Raw genomic sequence first — 19685 nt, forward strand, 5'->3', positions numbered from 1 at the left:
ATCGCCAGGGCGATGATGCCCTTGACCAGCGGCTTTCGCCGTCCGCCCGGCTATTGAGCGAAGCGATCCAATCCATAGGGCGCCAGCAGCGTGTCGCGCTTGCCATCAAGAATTTCGCGCGTGGCGAACAGACCGATGGCTGGCGCCAGAGTGATGCCGGAATGCATGACCGCGATATAGACACCCTCCTTGCCTTTGGCGCGGCCGATGATCGGAAAGCCGTCGATCGGTGTCGGCCGGTAGCCAACGGTGTGGAAATCCAGCTCCAGCCCGTCGCTGTCGCGCAGCATGGCCTTCATGGCCGCGAACAATTCACGCGCCGTGGCTTCGGCGTCCATGCCGGGATCGGCGCCGCCGAAATCCGAGCCGGCGATGATTCGACCCTCGGCGGTCTGACGCATGTGCAGGCGCTCGGCCAGCACCAGCCCGTTGAGCAGTTTCTTGTAAGGCCGCGAGTGGACGATCAACCCGGGCGGTGTCTCGATCGGCAGGTTGATGCCGGCGGTCGCGGCAATGTCTGGCGAACCCACGCCGGCCGCGATCACCACCTCGTCGGCGGCAAACAGTCCATGCGATGTGTCCACGCCGGTGACCTTGCCGACGCTTTGGACAAGCGCCGTCACCGTGCTGAAGAGGATTCGCGCGCCGCGCCGTTCGGCATCGGCCAGCAGTGCCTTGGTGGCCGCGACAGGCTCGGCGACACCCTCTTCTGCGACATGCAGGGCGAAATCGGGAAGCTCGGTGAGATTGGGTTCGATGAGCGCCACCTCGCCGCGGTCGACGCGCTCGATTCCGTAGCCCCACTCAGAATGCTCCGCTGCATAGGTCTCCATGTCGGCCGCCGGCAGATCCCAGCACAGACCGCCGCACCAATTGAGCGGCAGGCCGGGCAGGTCCCGCGCTAGGCGAGCCCACTCAGCCATGGCGCGGGTGCGCAGCCGGAAATACGGCTCCGGGTTACCCCAGCTTGCGTTGATCCAGGCAAACGAGTTCGGCGTTGCGACACCACCGATTTTGCTGTCGGCAATCACCGTCACCCGCGCCCCGGCCTTGGTCAGATGCCATGCGATGGAGGCACCGATGATGCCGGCGCCGATGACGATGATTTGCTTGGTTTCGCTCATGCTTGATCTCCGTCGAACTGGCATCCCTGATGCCATTGCCGCTGCCGGAGCTCAAGTGCGGACAGGGCCGGTCAGGCTAAAACCGTCGACAGGCCGGGAAAGCGCTGCTAGAAGCCCGCGCCACAGACAGGATCCGAAAAATTGGCTGAAGACATCGAACAGGCGGTATCGCGCCGCCGCACTTTCGCGATCATCGCCCATCCCGACGCCGGCAAGACGACGCTGACCGAAAAGCTGCTTTTGTTCGGCGGCGCCATCCAGCTTGCCGGCGAGGTCAAGGCCAAGAAGGACCGTATCCAGACCCGGTCCGACTGGATGAAGATCGAGCGCGAGCGCGGCATTTCGGTCGTCACCTCGGTGATGACCTTCGAATATGAGGACAACGTCTTCAACCTGCTCGACACGCCGGGCCACGAGGATTTCGCCGACGATACCTATCGCACGCTGTCGGCGGTCGACTCGGCCGTCATGGTCATCGACGCCGCCAAGGGCATCGAGCCGCGCACGCTGAAATTGTTCGAGGTCTGCCGGCTGCGCGACATCCCCATCATCACCTTCGTCAACAAGATGGACCGTGAAAGCCGCGATCCGTTCGAGATTTTGGACGAAATCGAGCAGAAGCTGGCGCTGGACACCGCGCCCATCACCTGGCCGATCGGCCGTGGCAAGACCTTCTCCGGTACCTATCACCTGGCGCTGAACGCCGTGCGCAAGGGCGATGACGAGAAGGAACGCACCCCCGTCAACGGTCCCGATTCCAACCGCGTTGCCGGCCTTCTGCCGGAAAACGAGCGCGAGGCCTTCATCGAGGAACTCGAGCTCGCGCGAGAAGCCTGCCGTCCGCTCGACATCGAGGCCTTTCGCGAGGGCCATCTGACGCCGGTCTATTTCGGCTCGGCGCTGCGCAATTATGGCGTGCGCGATCTGATCGAGGCGCTTGGCGCCTTTGGCCCGCCGCCCCGCGCGCAGGAGGCCGATACCCGCACTATCGAGGCGACGGAGGAGAAAATGACTTCCTTCGTCTTCAAGATCCAGGCCAACATGGATCCCAATCACCGCGACCGCATCGCCTTCGTGCGCGTCTGCTCGGGCAAGCTCGAGCGCGGCATGAAGGCCAAGCTGGTGCGCACCGGCAAGCCGATGTCACTCTCGGCGCCGCAATTCTTCTTTGCCCGCACCCGCGTCACCGCCGACGAGGCGTTTGCCGGCGATGTCGTCGGCATTCCCAACCACGGCACGCTGCGCATCGGCGACACGTTGACCGAAGGCGAGGAAATCCTGTTTCGCGGCGTGCCCAACTTCGCCCCGGAAATCCTGCGTCGCGTCCGTCTCGGCGACGCGATGAAGGCGAAAAAGCTCAAGGAAGCGCTGCACCAGATGGCAGAGGAGGGCGTCGTCCAGCTGTTCTCGCCGGAAGACGGCTCGCCGGCCATCGTCGGTGTCGTCGGCGCCCTCCAGCTCGATGTGCTCAAAGAGCGGCTGAACTTCGAATATACGCTGCCGGTCGAATTCGAGATGTCGCGCTTTTCCATCTGCCGCTGGATATCGGCCGACGACAAGGGCGAGGTGCTTCGCTTCATCGAGGCGCATCGCGGCGACATCGCCCGCGACCTCGACAACGACCCGGTCTTCCTCGCCCAGCACGCCTTCTCGCTGAACTACGAAGCCGAACGCTGGAAGGCGATCCGCTTCGCCACGATCAAGGATTATCAGGTGCGAGACAAGGCGGCGTGATTCTAGTGAGTAGTGAGTAGTGAGTAGTGAGTAGTGAGTAGTGAGTAGTGAGTAGTGAGTAGTGAGTAGGTACGCCTCGTTCTCCCATCGCACTACTCACTAGCAACTACTCACTACTCTACTCTTATGATCACCCCTTGGCCGCCGCTTCGATCTCAGCGATATCGATCTTGCTCATCTGCATCATTGCCGACATCACCCGGCCGGCCTTGGCCCTGTCCGGATCCAGAAGCAGGCGCGGCAGCTGCTCCGGCACGACCTGCCAAGACACACCGAATTTGTCCTTTAGCCAGCTGCATTGCGAAGGTTCGCCGCCACCTTCGATAAGCTTCTCCCAGAAGTAATCGACCTCTTCCTGCGTCTTGCAGTCGATCGACTGTGACATCGCCTCGTTAAACTTGAATTGCGGTCCGCCATTAAGCGCCTGGAACGGCACGCCGTCGAGCTCGAACGTGGTCATCAGCACTTTGCCCGCATCTGCGTGACCCTCGGGCCAACGCAGAACGCTCGTAACCTTCGAATTCTTGAAGATGGAGACGTAGAAATTCATCGCCTCTTCTGCCCGGCCGTCGAACCACAGGCAGGTGGTGATCTTTTGCATGTCGTGCTCCTAGGTTGCTTCCTGCTGTTACAATGAAACGGCTGACTCCGAGAATGGTGCCATTTCTTGCCGTCTGCCCAAGGACGGCCCTGATACGCCCGACCCGACATAGACATCGAATTTTTCTGAGACGCTCGTTTTTTCAGGAGAACCTGGCGCATTGCAAAAATGTGGCCAGACCATACTTGGCGGTCTATAAACCCTGCGATCAAAATTCAGCGCCGCCACGCTCCGCATCGAGCGCAGCCAGACAGCCAAGGAAAATTCATGCCCGCCTATCGCTCTCGCACCACCACCCATGGCCGCAACATGGCCGGCGCCCGCGGCCTGTGGCGCGCCACTGGCATGAAGGACAGCGATTTCGGCAAGCCGATCATTGCGGTGGTCAACTCCTTCACCCAGTTCGTGCCGGGCCATGTCCATCTGAAGGACCTTGGCCAACTGGTGGCACGCGAGATCGAGAAGGCCGGCGGTGTCGCCAAGGAATTCAACACCATCGCCGTCGACGACGGCATCGCCATGGGCCATGACGGTATGCTCTATTCGCTGCCGTCGCGCGAACTGATCGCCGATTCCGTCGAATACATGGTCAATGCGCACTGTGCCGACGCCATGGTCTGCATCTCCAATTGCGACAAGATCACGCCCGGCATGCTGATGGCCTCATTGCGCCTCAACATCCCGACCGTCTTCGTCTCCGGCGGCCCGATGGAAGCCGGCAAGGTTGTGCTGGCCGGCAAGACGCAGGCGCTCGACCTCGTCGATGCCATGGTTGCGGCCGCCGACGACAAGATCTCCGACGAGGACGTCAAGGTCATCGAGCGCTCGGCCTGCCCGACCTGCGGTTCCTGTTCGGGCATGTTCACCGCCAATTCCATGAACTGCCTGACCGAGGCGCTGGGCCTGTCGCTGCCCGGCAACGGTTCGACGCTGGCCACGCATGCCGACCGCAAGCGCCTGTTCGTCGAGGCCGGCCATCTCATCGTCGATCTCGCCCAGCGCTATTACGAGCAGGATGACGAGAGTGCATTGCCGCGCAGCATTGCCTCGAAGGGCGCCTTCGAGAACGCCATGACGCTCGATATCGCCATGGGCGGCTCCACCAACACCGTGCTGCACATTCTGGCCGCCGCGCACGAGGGCGAGGTCGATTTCACCATGGAAGACATCGACCGGCTGTCGCGGCGGGTGCCGGTCCTGTGCAAGGTGGCGCCGGCCAAGTCCGACGTGCACATGGAAGACGTCCACCGCGCCGGCGGCATTATGGCCATCCTTGGCCAGCTCGACAATGCCGGGTTGCTCAATCGCGACCTGCCGACCGTGCATGCGGCGAGCCTCGGCGAAGCGCTCGACCATTGGGATATTTCGCGCACCTCGAGCCAGAATGTGCGCGACTTCTTCCTCGCCGCGCCCGGCGGCGTGCCGACGCAGGTCGCCTTCAGCCAGGACCGCCGCTGGGACGAGCTCGACACGAACCGTGAGACGGGCGTTATCCGCTCGGCCGAGACGCCATTCTCGAAAGACGGCGGGCTTGCCGTCCTGAAAGGCAATCTGGCGCTCGATGGCTGTATCGTGAAGACAGCCGGCGTCGACGAGTCGATCCTGAAATTCACCGGACCGGCTCGCGTCTTCGAAAGCCAGGATGCTTCGGTCAAGGCGATCCTTGCCAACGAGATCAAGGCTGGTGACGTCGTCGTCATCCGCTATGAGGGTCCGCGCGGCGGCCCCGGGATGCAGGAGATGCTCTATCCCACCAGTTATCTGAAGTCGAAAGGCCTCGGCAAGGCCTGCGCGCTGGTCACCGATGGGCGCTTCTCCGGCGGCACCTCGGGCCTGTCCATCGGTCATGCTTCGCCGGAAGCGGCGGAAGGCGGGCTGATCGGACTGGTGCAGGAGGGCGATACGATCGAGATCGATATCCCGAACCGCACCATTCGCCTTGCCGTCGATAACGCGGAACTCGATGCGCGCCGGGCGGCGATGGAGGCCAGGGGCGCGGACGCCTGGAAGCCGCGGGAAAAGCGCAAGCGCAAGGTGACGACGGCGCTGCGCGCCTACGCCGCCTTCGCCACCAGCGCCGACAAGGGGGCGGTGAGGCACGTGCCGGAGTAAAGTTCGAAGCTCGTCAGGCAGGCGCTGCGGCACAAACTCCGCAGGACTACCTGTCCTCGACTTGCGCCGCTCCACATTAAGGCATCAGCTGATATTCATACAGCTTCTGGTAAAGCCCGCCTTGCCCGAGCAGCATCTTGTGCGGCCCGCTTTCCACCACCTTGCCGGCTTCCAGCACCACGATCGTGTCGGCCTGGTGCACGGTCGAGAGGCGGTGTGCGATGACGATTGTGGTGCGCCCTTCCGTCAGCTGTTGCAGCGCGTCGCGGAACAGCGCTTCCGACTCGGCGTCGAGCGCACTGGTTGCCTCGTCCAGCAGCAGGATTTCGGCATTGCGCAGCATGGCGCGCGCGATCGAGATGCGCTGGCGCTGGCCGCCCGACAAGAGGCCGCCATTCTCACCGACATCCGTCTCGTAGCCTTTCGCCTGCGCGACGATGAAGTCATGGGCGTTGGCGGCCCTGGCCGCGGCGATCACCTCGTCGTCGGTCGCATCCTCGCGCCCAAGCCGGATGTTGTGCATGATCGTGCCGGCAAACAGGAACGTATCCTGGCTGACATAGGCGATCTTTTCCCGCAGTGAGGCGAGCGTGGCATGGGAAATGTCCTGGCCGTCAAGCAGCACCCTGCCGCTCTTCGGGTCATACATGCGCATGATCAGGTTCAGGATCGTCGACTTGCCGCCGCCGGAGGGGCCGACCAGCGCCGTCATCTTGCCGGGCGCCAGGGTCAGGTCGAACCGGTCCAGCACCGGCGGACCATTCTGGTAGGCGAAGCCGACGGCGTCGAATCGGATCTCGCCCGGTCCGGCCCGAAGCGGCTTTGCGTCCGGCTTCTCGGTTAGTGTCAGCGGCTGGTCGGCGAGCTCGAACATCATGCGCACGCCGACAATGCCGCTTTCCAGCGATATGCGCACCCGCGCCAGGCGCTTTGCCGGCTCATAGGCAAGCAGCAGCGCGGCGATGAAGGCCATGATGTTGCCAGGCATCTGGCCGCCCTGCAGGACCAGCAAGCCGCTGACCATGACCGCGCCGGCGATCGCCAGGCCGGCCAGCGTTTCCATCACCGGATTGGTAACCGCTTCCAGCGCGGCGATGTTGTTGGCCCGATCCTCGACGTCCGCCACCGCCCTGTACATGCGTTTGCGCATCAGGCCTTCGAGGTTGAAGGATTTGACCACGCGCACGCCGATCGCGGTTTCCTGCATCACCTGCACGATCTGGCCGACCGAGCGGAACTCCATGGCGGCGAACTTGCGCACGCGCTTCAGGATGCGGTTGACGCCATAGATGGCCAACGGACCGACGACGAAGCAGATCAGCGACAGCGCCGGCTGCTGCCAGACCATGACCCCAATCAGGGCAGCCAGCGTCACCAGATCGCGCACGTAGGAAGTGACGATGAGGTCGAGCACGTTGCGCGCCGCCTGGGCATTGTTGGTCATGCGGGTGATCAGGTCGGACGACGAGGTCGAATGGTAGAATTCGATGCCTTGCGCCAGGATGCGGTCATAGATCTTGCGCTGCCGTTCGGCGATGATGGCGTTGCCGACGCGGCTCATGAAGTAGGCCTGGACGAAATTGGCGATGCCCTTGACGATGAAGATCCCGGCGACCGCCACGGCGATCATATTGACGCGGTCGACCCGTTTATCGATGACGAATTCATTGGTGATTTCACGCAGGATCCAGGCACTGGCGGCCGTCATGCCGGCCACCACGAGCATCGACAGGATGGCGGCGGCGTAGCCGGCCCTGTGTTGCCGGAACGATTCCCGGAGCAGCCTTGCGACGAGGCGCTGGTTCTCCGTCGAGCGGAAGAAGCGAAACAACGGCTGATCCTTGATGCCGGGATGGCGAAGGCGGCTTATAGAGGGAGATGCCGCCGGAGGGAACCTTTCGCCGCCATGGAAAGAAACCGCTGCGGCGGGGTGTCTTTTGAGACACGATGCGGCAGTGATTCTTCAAGCAGGATGATGACAGATGGATTTCGATCTTATTGTGCGCGGCGGCACGCTTCCGGATGGCGGCATCGCCGACATCGGCATCAGCGGCGAGACGATCGCCGCGATCGAGCCGAAGCTCGACGGTTCCGCGCGGACCGAGGTCGACGCCCATGGCAATCTGGTGTCACCGCCCTTCGTCGATCCGCATTTCCACATGGACGCGACGCTCTCCTACGGCCTTCCGCGTATCAACGCGTCGGGCACGCTGCTCGAAGGCATAGCGCTATGGGGCGAACTGAAGCCGCTCCTGACGCACGAGGCCGTGCGTGACCGGGCGCTCGCCTATTGCGACTGGGCGGTGTCGATGGGGCTGCTCGCCATCCGCACCCATGTCGACGTCTGCGACGACCGGCTGCTGGCCGTCGAGGCGCTGCTGGAGGTCAAGAAAATCGTCGCCCCCTATATCGATCTGCAATTGGTTGCCTTCCCTCAGGACGGCTTCTATCGCTCGCCGACCGCGCGAAAAAACACCATTCGCGCGCTGGACATTGGCGTCGACATCGTCGGCGGCATTCCGCATTTCGAGCGCACCATGGCCGACGGCACACGCTCGGTTACCGAACTGTGCGAGATCGCGGCAAAACGCGGGCTCATGGTCGACCTGCATTGCGACGAGACCGACGACCCGCTGTCGCGCCACATCGAACATCTCGCCTATGAAGCGCAGCGCCTCGGCCTGCAGGGCAGGGTGGCCGGTTCGCACCTCACCTCGATGCATTCGATGGACAATTACTACGTCTCGAAGCTTCTGCCGCTGATCGCCGAAGCCGGCGTTTCCGCGATCCCCAATCCGCTGATCAACATCATGCTGCAGGGCCGCCACGACACATTCCCGAAGCCGCGTGGCATGACGCGTGTCAAGGAGATGCTGGCGCTGGGCATCCGTGTCGGCTGGGGTCAGGATTGCGTGCTCGATCCCTGGTATTCGCTGGGCACCGCCGACATGCTCGACGTCGCCTTCATGGGCCTGCATGTAGCTCAGATGTCGAGCCCCGCCGACATGGCGCGCTGCTTCGACATGGTCACCAACGTCAATGCCGCGATTATGGGCCTCGACCATCTCGGCCTCGGCGTTGGCAAGCGCGCCAGCCTGGTGATCCTCGATGCCGGCAATCCGATAGAGGCTCTGCGCCTGCGCGCCGAGCGCATCTGCGTCATCGCCAGGGGCAAGGTCGTGGCGGAGCGGACGAGGCAGGATACCAGGCTTTCGATATCCGGCAGGCCGTCGCAGGTGAATCGCAGGCACATATCCACCTAGATGCAGCCGATTCCCGAAGCTGGTCTTACCTATTTCCCGATTTCTCCTCGTCAAAGCCGGCGCTTCCGTCTACGACGCGGCTCGGGCGAGGGAGGAATCGGGGCAGGCATGACGCAACCCGTGGCGCGGAATTCCACAATCAAGAATGTCCTCCTGGCCGGCATCCTGCTGATGCTGGCCGGCGACTTCCTGTTTGCGCTCAATGATGCGATGGGCAAGTGGCTGGTGGCCAGTTTCTCCGTCGGCCAGGTTGTGCTCATCCGCTCGATCGGCGCTTTCTTCGTGCTGGGTCCGATGATCGCCAACCAGGGCGCCGGCAGACTGTTCCAGCTGGAGCGGCCAGGGTTGCAGATCCTGCGCGTGGTGGCGACGACACTGGACACCGCCTTGTTCTACGCCGCCGTCGTCTACCTGCCGCTTGCCGATGTGATGAGCTTCTACATGGCCGGGCCGATCTATGTGGCGGCGCTGTCACATTTCCTGCTTGGCGAAAAGGTCGGCTGGCGCCGCTGGGTGGCGATCCTGCTCGGCTTCTGCGGTGTGGTCATCATGCTGAAACCGTCCTCTGCCGCGTTTTCGCTGTCATCGAGTTTCGCACTTGTCGGCAGCCTTGCCTTCGCCTTCGCCATCATCCTCAACCGACGCCTGCGCGGCACCAGCGACACCAATCTGGTGACATGGCAGACGATCGGCACGCTGGCGATTGGCGGCGCCCTCACCATCGGGGCCTGGAAGACGCCGTCTGCGCTTGATTTCGGCGCCATGCTGCTGCTCGGCATCGTTTCCTGCGGGGCGCATCTGATGATCACCAGGGCGCTGAAACTGGCGCCGGCCTCGACGCTGGCGCCGCTGCACTACACGCTGCTCTTGTGGGCGGTGGTGTTCGGGCTGGTGTTCTTCGGCGACGTCCCCGGTCCGCGCATCCTGATCGGCTCGGGCATCATCGTCCTGGCCGGCCTGTTCATCTTCCACCGCCAGAAGGTGGTAGACACCACGGTGCCGCCGGAGAACGTGCCGAAAGGTGTGAACTAGGGGCCAGATTTCTGGTGCCTAGCCCTTGCGTACCGCCGCCAGGTGCCGCGAAAATTCCTCTGTCTCCATCAGCGCCTTGCAGCGGGCGAAGCGGCCGTCGGCATAGGCGCGGAAATCGTCGACGGGATTTTCGTTGGCAAGCTGAATCAGCCCCCACAGCGTCCAGAGCAGATCGCACATCGCCTTGTAGATGACGATGCGGCCGCGCTCCGCCGGCCTCGCCTCGCCGCCGAAATAGGCGCGCATCAGCTCCTCGTCCTGGGCGGCGTCGAACTTGCCTTCCACGCTGAGGTCGCCGAGGTCCCAGAGCGGGTCGTTCATCCCCGAATATTCCCAGTCGACGATCCACATCCGCTCGCCCGTATCGAGGAAGTTCTCGCACAGCGGATCGCAATGGCAGGCGACGAGGGGCAAGGGGCGGACGGCCAAGGCCGAACGTACGCTCTCGGCCTCGCGCACCACGTCATGATAGCCGGCGGGCAGGGCGACATCCCTGGTCGACAGCACCTTGAGATAGTCGTCGATCATCGAAAACAGTTCGAAGCGGAAGGGGAACACCGCGCCGGACGCGTGCAGCTTGCGGAAGGCCTCGGCCGCTCGGGCCGGGCTGCCCTGCCGCTCCCTGAATTTCTCCGGCGACATCGTCTCGGCGCCGGCGATATAGCGCGTCACCATGAGGCCGCTGGCAGCGTCGGCATGCAGCACTTCGGGGCTGACCCCGGCTATTGCCGCCTCACGCGCGGCAATCGCCTCGTTGGCGCGGTTGATGTATTCCTCGGTGCCTTTGCCTGGAATACGCAGGCAGTAATCGCCGGCCTTGAAGACGAGGTTGGTCAAGCCGCCGAGCCGTTCCAGCGGCCCAGTATAGCCGGCCAGTACCGGAATGACGGCAAGTTTTGCCCGCGCCTCGTCTATCCCCATGCCTGCGTCCCCACGCGTTATTTCTCGGCTGCACGGTTCCACAATTTTCGCCGTTTGGCTATCATCGCGGCGAGACGAGGAATGGTGGGCACGTGGCGGACAGCAAACATCAAGGCGCGCTCGGCGAGGTCTACGCGGCCAAGCGCCCGGAAGAGGTGGCGGCACTGTACGACCGCTGGTCGCAAACCTACGACGCCGACATGTCGGCAGCCGGCTACCGCCACCCGACCATCTGCCTTGCTTTGCTCGCCCGCCATCTGCCGCGCGGGTCAGCCCCGCTGCTCGACGCCGGGGCCGGCACCGGGCTGATCGGCGAGTGGCTTGATATTGCCGGCTATCCCCAGGTCGAGGCGCTGGATATCTCGCAAGGCATGCTGGATCAGGCCGCGCGCAAGGGCGTCTATTCGGCGCTGCATTGCCTGGCGCTCGGCGGCGCCTTGCCATTTGCCGACAGCACCTATGCCGGCATCATCTCGGCCGGCGTCTTTACCTCCGGCCATGTCGGCGCCGAGGGACTGGACGAACTGATCCGCATCTGCCGGCCGGGTGGGGTGATCGTGCTGACGATCAAGAACACGTTGTGGGATCACGGTTTTGCCGCGCGCATCGCCGAACTTGAGGCACAAGGCCTGGTCACGCGGGTCGAGGAAACACGACCATATGTCTCAATGCCAGGCGAGGCCGATACCGTCCCCAGCCGTGGCCTCGCCTTGCGCGTGAGTTAAGCCTTCACGCGCTCCATTGCCGGGTCGTATAGCGGCTCAAGATGGATTTGAGCCGGCGTCCGCTCCATCGCCACCACAAGTTCATAGCTGCCCGAGGCGAGAAAATCATCGCTTGCTCCGTCAGCGTTGCGCACATAACCGTAGCCGATGTTCTTTCCCACCGTGTAGCCATAGCCGCCGCTGGTGAGATAGCCGACCGGCTGGCTATCGCGCAGGATGGTCTCGCGTCCGACGAGCACGATTTCCGGATCGTCGACCGTGAAGCCGGCAAAGCGCTTCTTCAGCGAGGCGCCGCCAATCTTCTCGAGTGCGCGCCGTCCGACGAAGTCGGTGTTCTTGCGCAGCTTGACCGCCCAGCCGAGCCCAGCTTCCAGCGGTGTGTCGTTGGGCGTGATGTCGAAGCCCCAGGCGCGATAGCCCTTTTCCAGCCGCAGCGATTCCAGCGCGCGGTAGCCGACCGGCCGGATCTCGTGCTTCCCGCCGGCCGCCATCAGCGCGTCGAAGACTTCGCCGGTAGCGGCGATCGGCACATGCAGTTCCCAGCCCAGTTCGCCGACATAGGTGACGCGCAGCGCCCGGACCGTGTGACCGGCTATCGTGATCTCGCGCACATGGCCGAACGGGAAGCCGGCATTCGACACATCCGCATCGGTGACCGCTGAAAGCACGTCGCGGGCGCGCGGTCCCATGAGCGACAGCGTGCCGAAATCCTCGGTGACATCGGCGAGCTGTGCATCGAGGCCGTGGCCAATATGGTCGCTGATCCACGAGGCATCATGGGTGCGGAAACCGGTGCCGGTGACGATATAGAATTTTTCCTCGGCCAGCCGCGACACGGTTAGGTCGGCCTCGATGCCGCCGCGCGTGTTGAGGAGTTGCGTGTAGGTCAGCCGGCCGACCGGCTTGCCGACATCGTTGGCGCAGATCCAGTCCAGGGCCCTCGCCGCGTCGGGCCCGCTCAGCTCGTACTTGGCGAAGGACGACTGGTCGAAGATACCGACATGCTCGCGCACGTGCCGATGTTCGTCGCCGACGGCGGCGAACCAGTTCTGCCGGCCCATCGAATAGATGTCCTTCGGCTCGACGCCCTCCGGCGCGAACCAGTTCGGCCGTTCCCAGCCGAGCTTGGAGCCGAACACGGCGCGATGGTCTTTCAGTCTGTCGTAGAGCGGGGAGACGATGCGCGGCCGGCCGCTGGTGTATTCCTCATGCGGGAAGCCGATCGCGTAATGCTTGCCATAGGCTTCCAGCGTACGTTCGCTCACCCATTGCCGGTCGCGGTGCAGGTTGGAAAAACGCCTGATGTCGACCACCCAAAGGTCGAGTGGCGCCTCGCCGTCGACCACCCATTGCGCCAGCACCCAGCCGGCCCCGCCGCCCGAGGCGATGCCGAAGGCGTTGAAGCCAGCGCCGACGAACATGTTGGGGCATTCGGGCGCCACACCGAGGATGAAATTGCCGTCCGGCGTGAAGCTTTCCGACCCGTTGATCATCTGCTTGACGCCAACGGTTTCCAGCGCCGGCACCCGCGCGATCGCCTGTGCCATGTGCTGCTCGAAATGATCGTAGTCGTCGTCGAACAGCCGGAACTCCCAATCATTGGGCACGTCGCCCCCGGGAAGATTGGTCGTCCAGGCCTGCGGGTTCGGCTCATAGCCGCCCATCACCAGCCCGCCGACCTCCTCCTTGAAATAGGTGCGCCGATCGGGGTCGCGCAGCGTCGGCGCGTCGGTTGCCAGCCCCGCGATTTTCTCGGTGATGATATACTGGTGCTTGACCGGCTGCAGCGGCACGTTGATGCCGGCCATCGCGCCGACTTGCCGCGCCCATTGCCCGGCGCAGTTCACCACCTTGTCGCAAGCGATGTCGCCTTGATTGGTCTTCACCGCCGTGATGCGGTCGCCCTTCATCTCGAAACCCGTGACGCGCACGTCTTCGTAGAGATTGGCGCCGTGCATGCGCGCGCCCTTGGCCAGCGACTGCGTGATGTCGGAAGGGCTCGCCTGGCCGTCGGTCGGCAGCCAGGAGGCGCCGACGAGATCGCCGGTCTCCATCAAGGGCCACATCGCCTTGACCTCCGCCGGAGACAGCAGCTGCATGTCCATGCCGAAGCTTTTCGCCGTCGTCGCCAGCCGTTTGTACTCGGTCCAGCGGTCGGCACTGGTGGCGAGCCTGAGGCACCCCGTCATCTTCCAGCCGGTGGCAAGACCGGTTTCGGCTTCCAGCTCCTTGTAGAGGTCGACCGAGTATTTCAGTACCCGCGTGATCGAGGCCGACGAGCGCAGCTGGCCGACCAGGCCGGCTGCATGCCAGGTCGAGCCCGAGGTCAGCTTGCCCTGTTCGAGCAGCACCACGTCGGCCTTGTGGTCACGCGCCAGATGATAGGCCGTCGAACAGCCGATGATGCCGCCGCCGATGACGACGATCTCGGCCTGGCTAGGCAAGGTCATGATTTCAGGATCCCGTATTTTATCCGGTAGTTTTCCAGCGCCGCGTCGAGCCGCGCCAGGTTTTCCTCGGTGTAGGCGACGTAATCGATCCCGGGGGCGTCGAGATAGAGCTCCGACACCATGCTCCACATCGCCTCGCGCAGCAGCGAGGCACATTGCATGGCGGCGTGCGAGCGGCGGATCGCCTCGTCCGGTTCCTTCATGAAATAGGCGGTCAGGAAGGTGAAGGATTCCTCGTCGCTCATGCCCGCGTTCGAGGCGACGCCGGCAAGGTCGAACATCGCCGTATTGAAGCCGGCATATTCGAAATCGATCAGCCAAAGCCTGCCGCCGTCGTCCAGAATGTTGGCCGGCAAAAGATCATTGTGGCCAAAGACGATCGGCAGCAATTTCTGGGCGCGCTCCAGTTCGTCGGCCAACGCCAGAAAGCGCGGCAGGTCACCGCGCTTGCGGCTGTTGCCCTCGTCGAGCGTGCGCGCATAGTCGCGGATGACGTGGAACACCCAGAACATGAAGCCGGCGCCGGAGATATGGTTGGGCATCTCGCGGTGAAAGCCGCGCATCAGCGTCGCGACGCGGCGGAGATTGGCGCGCACGTCCTCGGCCAGATAGGTTCTGGCCCCAAGAAACGCCGTCACCATGATCCCCGGTTCGGCATAACGGACCGCCGGTGCGAAGCCCGCCGCGTGAGCCGCCCGCGCGGTCATCACCTCCCGTTCGCGGAAGACATGGTGGAACGGATAATCCTGGCCGAAACGCACCACATGTTTGCCGGCCGCATCGGTGACCACATAATTGGCGTTGCTCAGGCCGCCGGGCAGCGGCGCGATCTCGATGGCGCCCGTCCAGCACGGCAGGGCGTGGATGCGGTCTTCGGCAATCACGGGATCATCCCTGGTTGGCAGGCCTGGTTTGCTGGGCTTCGGTATGGCGCCATGGGCCGCGCAACGGCGGCGTGGTGAAACGCAAACAATCTCGTCGGTGCGGGATGCCAGGATCGGTATCCCGCACCGCACCGACGAGCCCCTTGGCCAGGTTTATGAGCCCGGCATCCGCCCCCGCGGATCTGAAAATTCCTTGCGCCAGACACGTTACAGGCTGCCTGGGGTCAGTGAATTGCAGCTCTGCCAATTACCATCCCGCTGCAGTTCCGAACCCTGTTGAAGATGGATTTCACGCCGGGGTTGCTCTTCTGTCAATAAAAAGATGTGACTTTTTTTGGGTGTTTTGTCCGAAAGCATGGGCAATTTCTTTAAAAGCGCTAGGAATGCCTTAGAATCGGTCATTTTCGGGATGCCCATATGAACCACTCGAAACGACATGGCGAGATCTTGCGGCTGCTGCAGGAAGAGGGAACCGTCACTATCGCCAGCCTGGCCGACCGGTTGGGCGTTTCGCTCGAGACCGTACGCCGCGACGTCAAGCCGCTCACCGGCGACGGCTCGGTTCTGAAGATGCATGGCGCCGTCGGCCTGCCGTCGATGGTCGGCGAAGCGCCGTTCGAACGGCGCATGCGCGAGCATGCCGACGCCAAGCGAAGCATTGCCCGCGCGGTCGCGGCCACCATCCGCGACGGCGAATCGATCATGCTCGACACCGGCACCACGACCTCGTTCCTGGCGCGCGAACTGCTCGGCCACCGGCGCCTGACGGTCGTCACCAATTCGTCCGACATCGCCCGCACCCTGGCCACCATTAACGGCAACAAGGTCTATATGGCCGGCGGCGAGCTGCGCAGCGATTCAGGCGCCGCGTTCGGGACGTCGGCCATCGAGTTCGTCAGCCGCTTCTCGGTCAGCCACGCCATCATCTCCACCGGCGCCGTGGATGCGCTGACCGGTGTCATGGACTTTGATCTGGACGAGGCGGAATTCGCCCGCATGGTGCTGTCGCGGGGCCAGCGCTCGCTGGTCGTCACTGACCACACGAAGTTCGGCCGCCAGGGCCTGGTCCAGGTCTGCGGCTTCGACGGCTTTTCCGAACTCGCCACCGACCGCGCGCCGCCGCACGACATTGCCGCGGCACTGGCGCAAGCCGGGGCGCGCCTCAGCGTGGCCGGCGGAATTTAGCCGAAGACCAGCGACTGGTGGGCGCACACGCCCGCGAAGGTGCCGCCCGACACGGCGAAGGCGATGTTGTGCATCGCACGTGCCGCGTCACCGGCGGCATAGACGCCGGGAACCGTCGTTTGCTGCCGGTCATCGACTGATATCATCGGGCCGAGCAGGCCGTCCTTGAGGCCGCAGCCGAGTTGTTCGGCCAGCGGGCTCGCCATCGTGTTGCGTGGCGCGGTGAATATCGCCTTGACGCCAGCCTGCCGGCCATCGACGAGATGGACAACCAAGCCGCCGGAGCCATCATCGCTCAGTTCGTTGACCGTCGCGGGCTCGAACCTTACATTCCTGCTCTCAAGCGCATGCATCTCGTCGGCATCGGGCTTGATCAGTCCGTTGCCGAACAGCGTGACGTCGCCCCAATCGGAAATCAGTTGCGCCTGATGCATGGACATCGGGCCGGTCGCGAGCACGCCGAGCGGCCCGGTGGAAACCTCGTAGCCGTGGCAATAGGGGCAATGCAGCACGGTTCTGCCCCATTGCTCGGCAAGCCCGGGAACCTCCGGCAGGATGTCGCGCACGCCGGTTGCCAGCACCAGTCGTGCGGCGCCGAATGTCTCGCCGCCATCGGTGGTGATTTCGAAATCGCTGCTGCTGTTGGCAATGGCTTTGTCCGCCCGTGCGGTCACAAGCCTGGCCGTCGGGTAGGCAAGCAATTGCCGCCTTGCATCGTCCAGGATCGCTCCAGGCGTGCGTCCGTCCTGGCCGAGAAAGCCGTGCGAATGCGCGGCAAAGCGGTTGCGCGGCTGGCCGGCGTCGATCACCAGCACGGTGCGCCGCGCCCGCGCCGCCTGCATGGCGGCGGACAGGCCGGCGAAGCTGCCGCCGATAACGGCAAGATCATACTGCATGGCTGGAAACTCCAACGAGGTCGAAACGACGGCGAAAATCGGCTGTCAGGTCGGCCAGCGTGATGCGGCTGAGCTTCTCCGCCAGCAGCTTCTCGGCCGCGATGCGAAAATCGTCGAGCACGGCGATCACCGCTTGCTCGACGAGACAGCCCGGGCTTTCCGGCTCGGTGCTGAACGGCAGCAGCGTCTCGCCCAGGGCAAGGCTGATCTCGGCCAGTGAAATGTTCTCGGGCGCGCGCCCGAGCAGCCAGCCGCCGCCATGTCCGCGTGACGAGGTGACGATGCCGGCGTCGCGCAAGCCTGCGATGGTCCGGCGCACCACCACCGGATTGGTATGGATGAAGGTGGCAAGCTGCTCGGAGGTCAGAGCCTGCTCGGGCTTCTCGGCCATGTGAACGAGGATGTGCAGAGTGGAGGACAGTCGGCTATTGCGCTTCATGTAACTTAGTTAGTTACGATTTATCGCAATGTCAAACGCACCAGCGGCCTTGCGAGGTTGGCGGCAAGGCTAAACGGGTAAAGCGCGAAAACTCATCCTGAAGCAGGCGCCGCTGGGCTTGCCATCGAGGATATCGATGCGGCCGCCATGGAGATACATGATTTCCTGCACGAGATTGAGGCCGAGGCCGGCGCCATGATCCTGCGGGCGCAGCCGATAGAAGGGCTCGAAGATGCGCTCCCGCTCGCCCGGCGGGACGCCGTCGCCTTCGTCCCGGACCTCGATGATGGCGGGCGTTGCGACGCCGACGGTGATCTTGCCAGCGCGGCCGCCATGCTCGATGGCGTTCTGGACGATGTTGGTCACCGCGCGCTCGATGGCGGTGCGGTCTCCGGTGGCGAAAATCGTGTCCCGTTCCGGCTCGAACGACATTTCGTAACCGGCAGAAAACGCCATCGGCGCGAGGTCGACGATAACGCCGCGCGCGGTCGCCACGAGATCGACCGCTTCGAACGGCGACGTCTGCCGGTCGAGGCGCTGCAGGTCGAGCAACTGGTCGGTCAGCGTCGAAAGCCTGGCCGCGTCCTGCAGCAGCCGTGCCCGCTCCGGTGTCGCCGGCAGCGAGGCGAGGCGCGTATTGAGGATGGCGACCGGTGTCCTGAGTTCATGGGCGGCGTCGGTGAGGAAGCGCTTGTGGCGCTCATAGCCCTTGTCCAGGCGCGCAAGGGCGGCATTCACGGCCTTGACCAGCGGCGTCACTTCCGCCGGCACGTCCTTGAGCGGCAACTGCACGCCGCGCTGGTCGATGTCGATGCGCTCAGCCTCGGCCGCCGCATGGCCAAGGCCCGACAGAGCGCCACGCACCACCCATGGCGTCGCGAACAGCGTGGCCAGCGCCATCAGCCCGGCGAGCGGCAATATGCCCTGCAGGAAGAATTGCGGCGCCTGGCCGAGCAGACGCAGCAGCGAAAGCCCGCCCTTGGTGCCGCTGAAAATCTGGACGTTGCCGGCCATCGTGTCGGTCCAGCGGATCTTTCCCTCCGGCGGCGCGGCTTGTCCGATTGCATGGCCGATACGGGCGTCGCTGATCGTGTCCAGCAGTCCGCTGAAAGGCTGGAAGATGGGCGGCACGGTCCCCTCCTGCAGCTTTTGCCCCTGCTTGTCTCGAATGATGAACCAGAGGTCGGGAACACCCGACCGCAGCTTCGTCAGGTCCGAGGTCTCGCGCAGAACCAACTTGCCGCCGGCATCGCGTGTCACCGCATCCGCCAGCACGTCCATCGTGCCGTCCTCGTAATCGTGCGGGATAAGGCCGGTGGCCAGCATGGCGCCGAGAATGCCGACGATGATCAGGGTCAGCATGGCGCATTGCAGCAAGGCGATGCGCAGCACCAAGCTCCATTTCAGCGAATGCGGGCGCTTGAGGCTCATCGCTTGGCGCTCATGTCGTCTCGCGCAGGAGATAGCCGACGCCGCGAATGCCGTTGATCGTCACCCCGGCATTGGCATCGGCGAGCTTGCGGCGCAGGCGCGAGACGTGCGTGTCGAGCGCGTTGGACTGGATCTCGTCGTCGAGACCGAACACCGCCTCCATCAGCGCCTCGCGCTGCACCATGCGGCCGGTGCGGCGCATCAGAGCCTCCAGCACAAGGAGTTCGCGGCGCGGCAGGCTGAGCGGTTCGGCGCGGATAGAGGCTTCGCGATGTCCGACGTCGAGCACCAGATCGCCGGCGCGGATGAACTGCGACTGCAGCGGCGCCGGGCGCCTGAGCAGCGCGCGCAACCGGGCAAGCAGTTCCTCGAACGCGAATGGCTTTGCCAGATAATCGTCCGCGCCCATGTCCAGCCCATCGACCTTGTCCGACGTGTCGCCTCTCGCCGTCAGCACCAGCACGGGCGAGGTGTTCCTGGCCGAACGCAGTCTCGGCACCAGCGACAGCCCGTCGCCATCCGGCAACTGGCGGTCGAGCAGGATGGCGTCGTAGCTGTCGACGGCAACGAACCCCTCCGCCTCCAGCAATGTGCCGGCGTGATCGACCACCATATCGTGGCGCTTCAGCGCGGCACGCAGGGCCGAAACCATCTCGGGTTCGTCTTCGACCAGCAAGATACGCATCGACAATCCCTCAGAACATTGCGCCGGGCGCTACCGCGCCAACATTGCGTGAACATGGCAAAGCCGAAGGACTGCGGTCGACAGGCACTTTCTTAGCCTCAGCGAGATTGCGCAATGTCTATGCAACCCAGTCGCGGCAAACAACGCCGGGTCGGCACGAATCGCTCGCGCCGACGTGAAGGCGTCAGGCCCGAATATGCAAC

At 64.0% G+C, this 19685-nt stretch carries 16 protein-coding genes; 6 read left to right on the forward strand and 10 right to left on the reverse strand.

Annotated features, from left to right (window positions below):
• Positions 1-50 precede the first annotated feature (50 nt).
• Positions 51-1124 carry an NAD(P)/FAD-dependent oxidoreductase gene (locus tag LB571_RS07310; RefSeq protein ID WP_224593344.1) on the reverse strand — a complete coding sequence of 358 codons (1074 nt, stop codon included), beginning with the start codon at positions 1122-1124 and terminating at the stop codon, positions 51-53.
• Between the two features lie 141 nt (positions 1125-1265).
• On the opposite strand from LB571_RS07310, the gene LB571_RS07315 reads away from it, so the two are divergent.
• A complete protein-coding gene (locus LB571_RS07315; RefSeq protein ID WP_224593347.1) occupies positions 1266-2858 on the forward strand; it encodes a peptide chain release factor 3 in 1593 nt (530 codons plus the stop codon).
• Between the two features lie 130 nt (positions 2859-2988).
• On the opposite strand, the gene LB571_RS07320 is transcribed toward LB571_RS07315, so the two are convergent.
• Positions 2989-3459 carry a VOC family protein gene (locus tag LB571_RS07320; RefSeq protein ID WP_015314150.1) on the reverse strand — a complete coding sequence of 157 codons (471 nt, stop codon included), beginning with the start codon at positions 3457-3459 and terminating at the stop codon, positions 2989-2991.
• 267 nt (positions 3460-3726) lie between these two features.
• On the opposite strand from LB571_RS07320, the gene ilvD reads away from it, so the two are divergent.
• The gene (ilvD, locus tag LB571_RS07325) at positions 3727-5571 is read left to right on the forward strand and encodes a dihydroxy-acid dehydratase (RefSeq protein ID WP_224593349.1); all 1845 of its coding nucleotides are present in this window, start codon (positions 3727-3729) and stop codon (positions 5569-5571) included.
• A gap of 76 nt (positions 5572-5647) precedes the next feature.
• Here ilvD and LB571_RS07330 read toward each other — a convergent pair whose 3' ends face one another.
• Entirely contained in the window at positions 5648-7402 is a 1755-nt protein-coding gene (locus tag LB571_RS07330) for an ABC transporter ATP-binding protein (RefSeq protein ID WP_015314148.1), read from the reverse strand.
• 151 nt (positions 7403-7553) lie between these two features.
• Between LB571_RS07330 and LB571_RS07335 the strand changes: the two genes are divergently transcribed.
• Entirely contained in the window at positions 7554-8834 is a 1281-nt protein-coding gene (locus LB571_RS07335; RefSeq protein WP_224593351.1) for an amidohydrolase family protein, read from the forward strand.
• 108 nt (positions 8835-8942) lie between these two features.
• The gene (locus LB571_RS07340; RefSeq protein WP_224593354.1) at positions 8943-9866 is read left to right on the forward strand and encodes a DMT family transporter; all 924 of its coding nucleotides are present in this window, start codon (positions 8943-8945) and stop codon (positions 9864-9866) included.
• Between the two features lie 18 nt (positions 9867-9884).
• Here LB571_RS07340 and LB571_RS07345 read toward each other — a convergent pair whose 3' ends face one another.
• Positions 9885-10787: a phosphotransferase family protein gene (locus LB571_RS07345; RefSeq protein ID WP_224593357.1), complete on the reverse strand. Its 903-nt coding sequence runs from the start codon at positions 10785-10787 to the stop codon at positions 9885-9887.
• A gap of 92 nt (positions 10788-10879) precedes the next feature.
• Here LB571_RS07345 and LB571_RS07350 point away from each other — a divergent pair, with 92 nt between their 5' ends.
• Positions 10880-11512, forward strand: coding sequence for a class I SAM-dependent DNA methyltransferase (locus LB571_RS07350; RefSeq protein WP_224524316.1), 633 nt, complete (start codon positions 10880-10882; stop codon positions 11510-11512).
• Here LB571_RS07350 and LB571_RS07355 read toward each other — a convergent pair.
• Together LB571_RS07355 and LB571_RS07360 are read right to left on the reverse strand one after the other, a co-directional pair.
• Positions 11509-13962: an FAD-dependent oxidoreductase gene (locus LB571_RS07355; protein ID WP_224593360.1), complete on the reverse strand. Its 2454-nt coding sequence runs from the start codon at positions 13960-13962 to the stop codon at positions 11509-11511. The genes LB571_RS07350 and LB571_RS07355 overlap by 4 nt on opposite strands.
• Positions 13959-14846: a phosphotransferase gene (locus LB571_RS07360; protein ID WP_224593362.1), complete on the reverse strand. Its 888-nt coding sequence runs from the start codon at positions 14844-14846 to the stop codon at positions 13959-13961. The genes LB571_RS07355 and LB571_RS07360 overlap by 4 nt, the downstream gene beginning before the upstream one ends.
• A 417-nt stretch (positions 14847-15263) precedes the next feature.
• Between LB571_RS07360 and LB571_RS07365 the strand changes: the two genes are divergently transcribed.
• On the forward strand, positions 15264-16031 hold the full coding sequence (locus LB571_RS07365) for a DeoR/GlpR family DNA-binding transcription regulator (protein WP_224593365.1): 768 nt from the start codon (positions 15264-15266) through the stop codon (positions 16029-16031).
• Here the strand turns inward: LB571_RS07365 and LB571_RS07370 are convergent.
• The 4 genes from LB571_RS07370 to LB571_RS07385 all read right to left on the reverse strand — a co-directional run bounded on the left by LB571_RS07370 (position 16028) and on the right by LB571_RS07385 (position 19482).
• Positions 16028-16927, reverse strand: coding sequence for an NAD(P)/FAD-dependent oxidoreductase (locus LB571_RS07370; RefSeq protein ID WP_224593369.1), 900 nt, complete (start codon positions 16925-16927; stop codon positions 16028-16030). The two genes, LB571_RS07365 and LB571_RS07370, sit on opposite strands and share 4 nt — an antisense overlap.
• Entirely contained in the window at positions 16917-17366 is a 450-nt protein-coding gene (locus LB571_RS07375; protein ID WP_140714196.1) for an RrF2 family transcriptional regulator, read from the reverse strand. Before LB571_RS07375 ends, LB571_RS07370 begins: the two co-directional genes overlap by 11 nt.
• 69 nt (positions 17367-17435) lie before the next feature.
• Positions 17436-18797: a sensor histidine kinase gene (locus tag LB571_RS07380; protein WP_224524334.1), complete on the reverse strand. Its 1362-nt coding sequence runs from the start codon at positions 18795-18797 to the stop codon at positions 17436-17438.
• 10 nt (positions 18798-18807) lie between these two features.
• A complete protein-coding gene (locus LB571_RS07385) occupies positions 18808-19482 on the reverse strand; it encodes a response regulator transcription factor (RefSeq protein ID WP_140660565.1) in 675 nt (224 codons plus the stop codon).
• Positions 19483-19685: the final 203 nt, after the last annotated feature.

This window comes from Mesorhizobium sp. BR1-1-4 (assembly GCF_020165375.1).
Taxonomy (GTDB): Bacteria; Pseudomonadota; Alphaproteobacteria; order Rhizobiales; family Rhizobiaceae; genus Mesorhizobium; species Mesorhizobium australicum.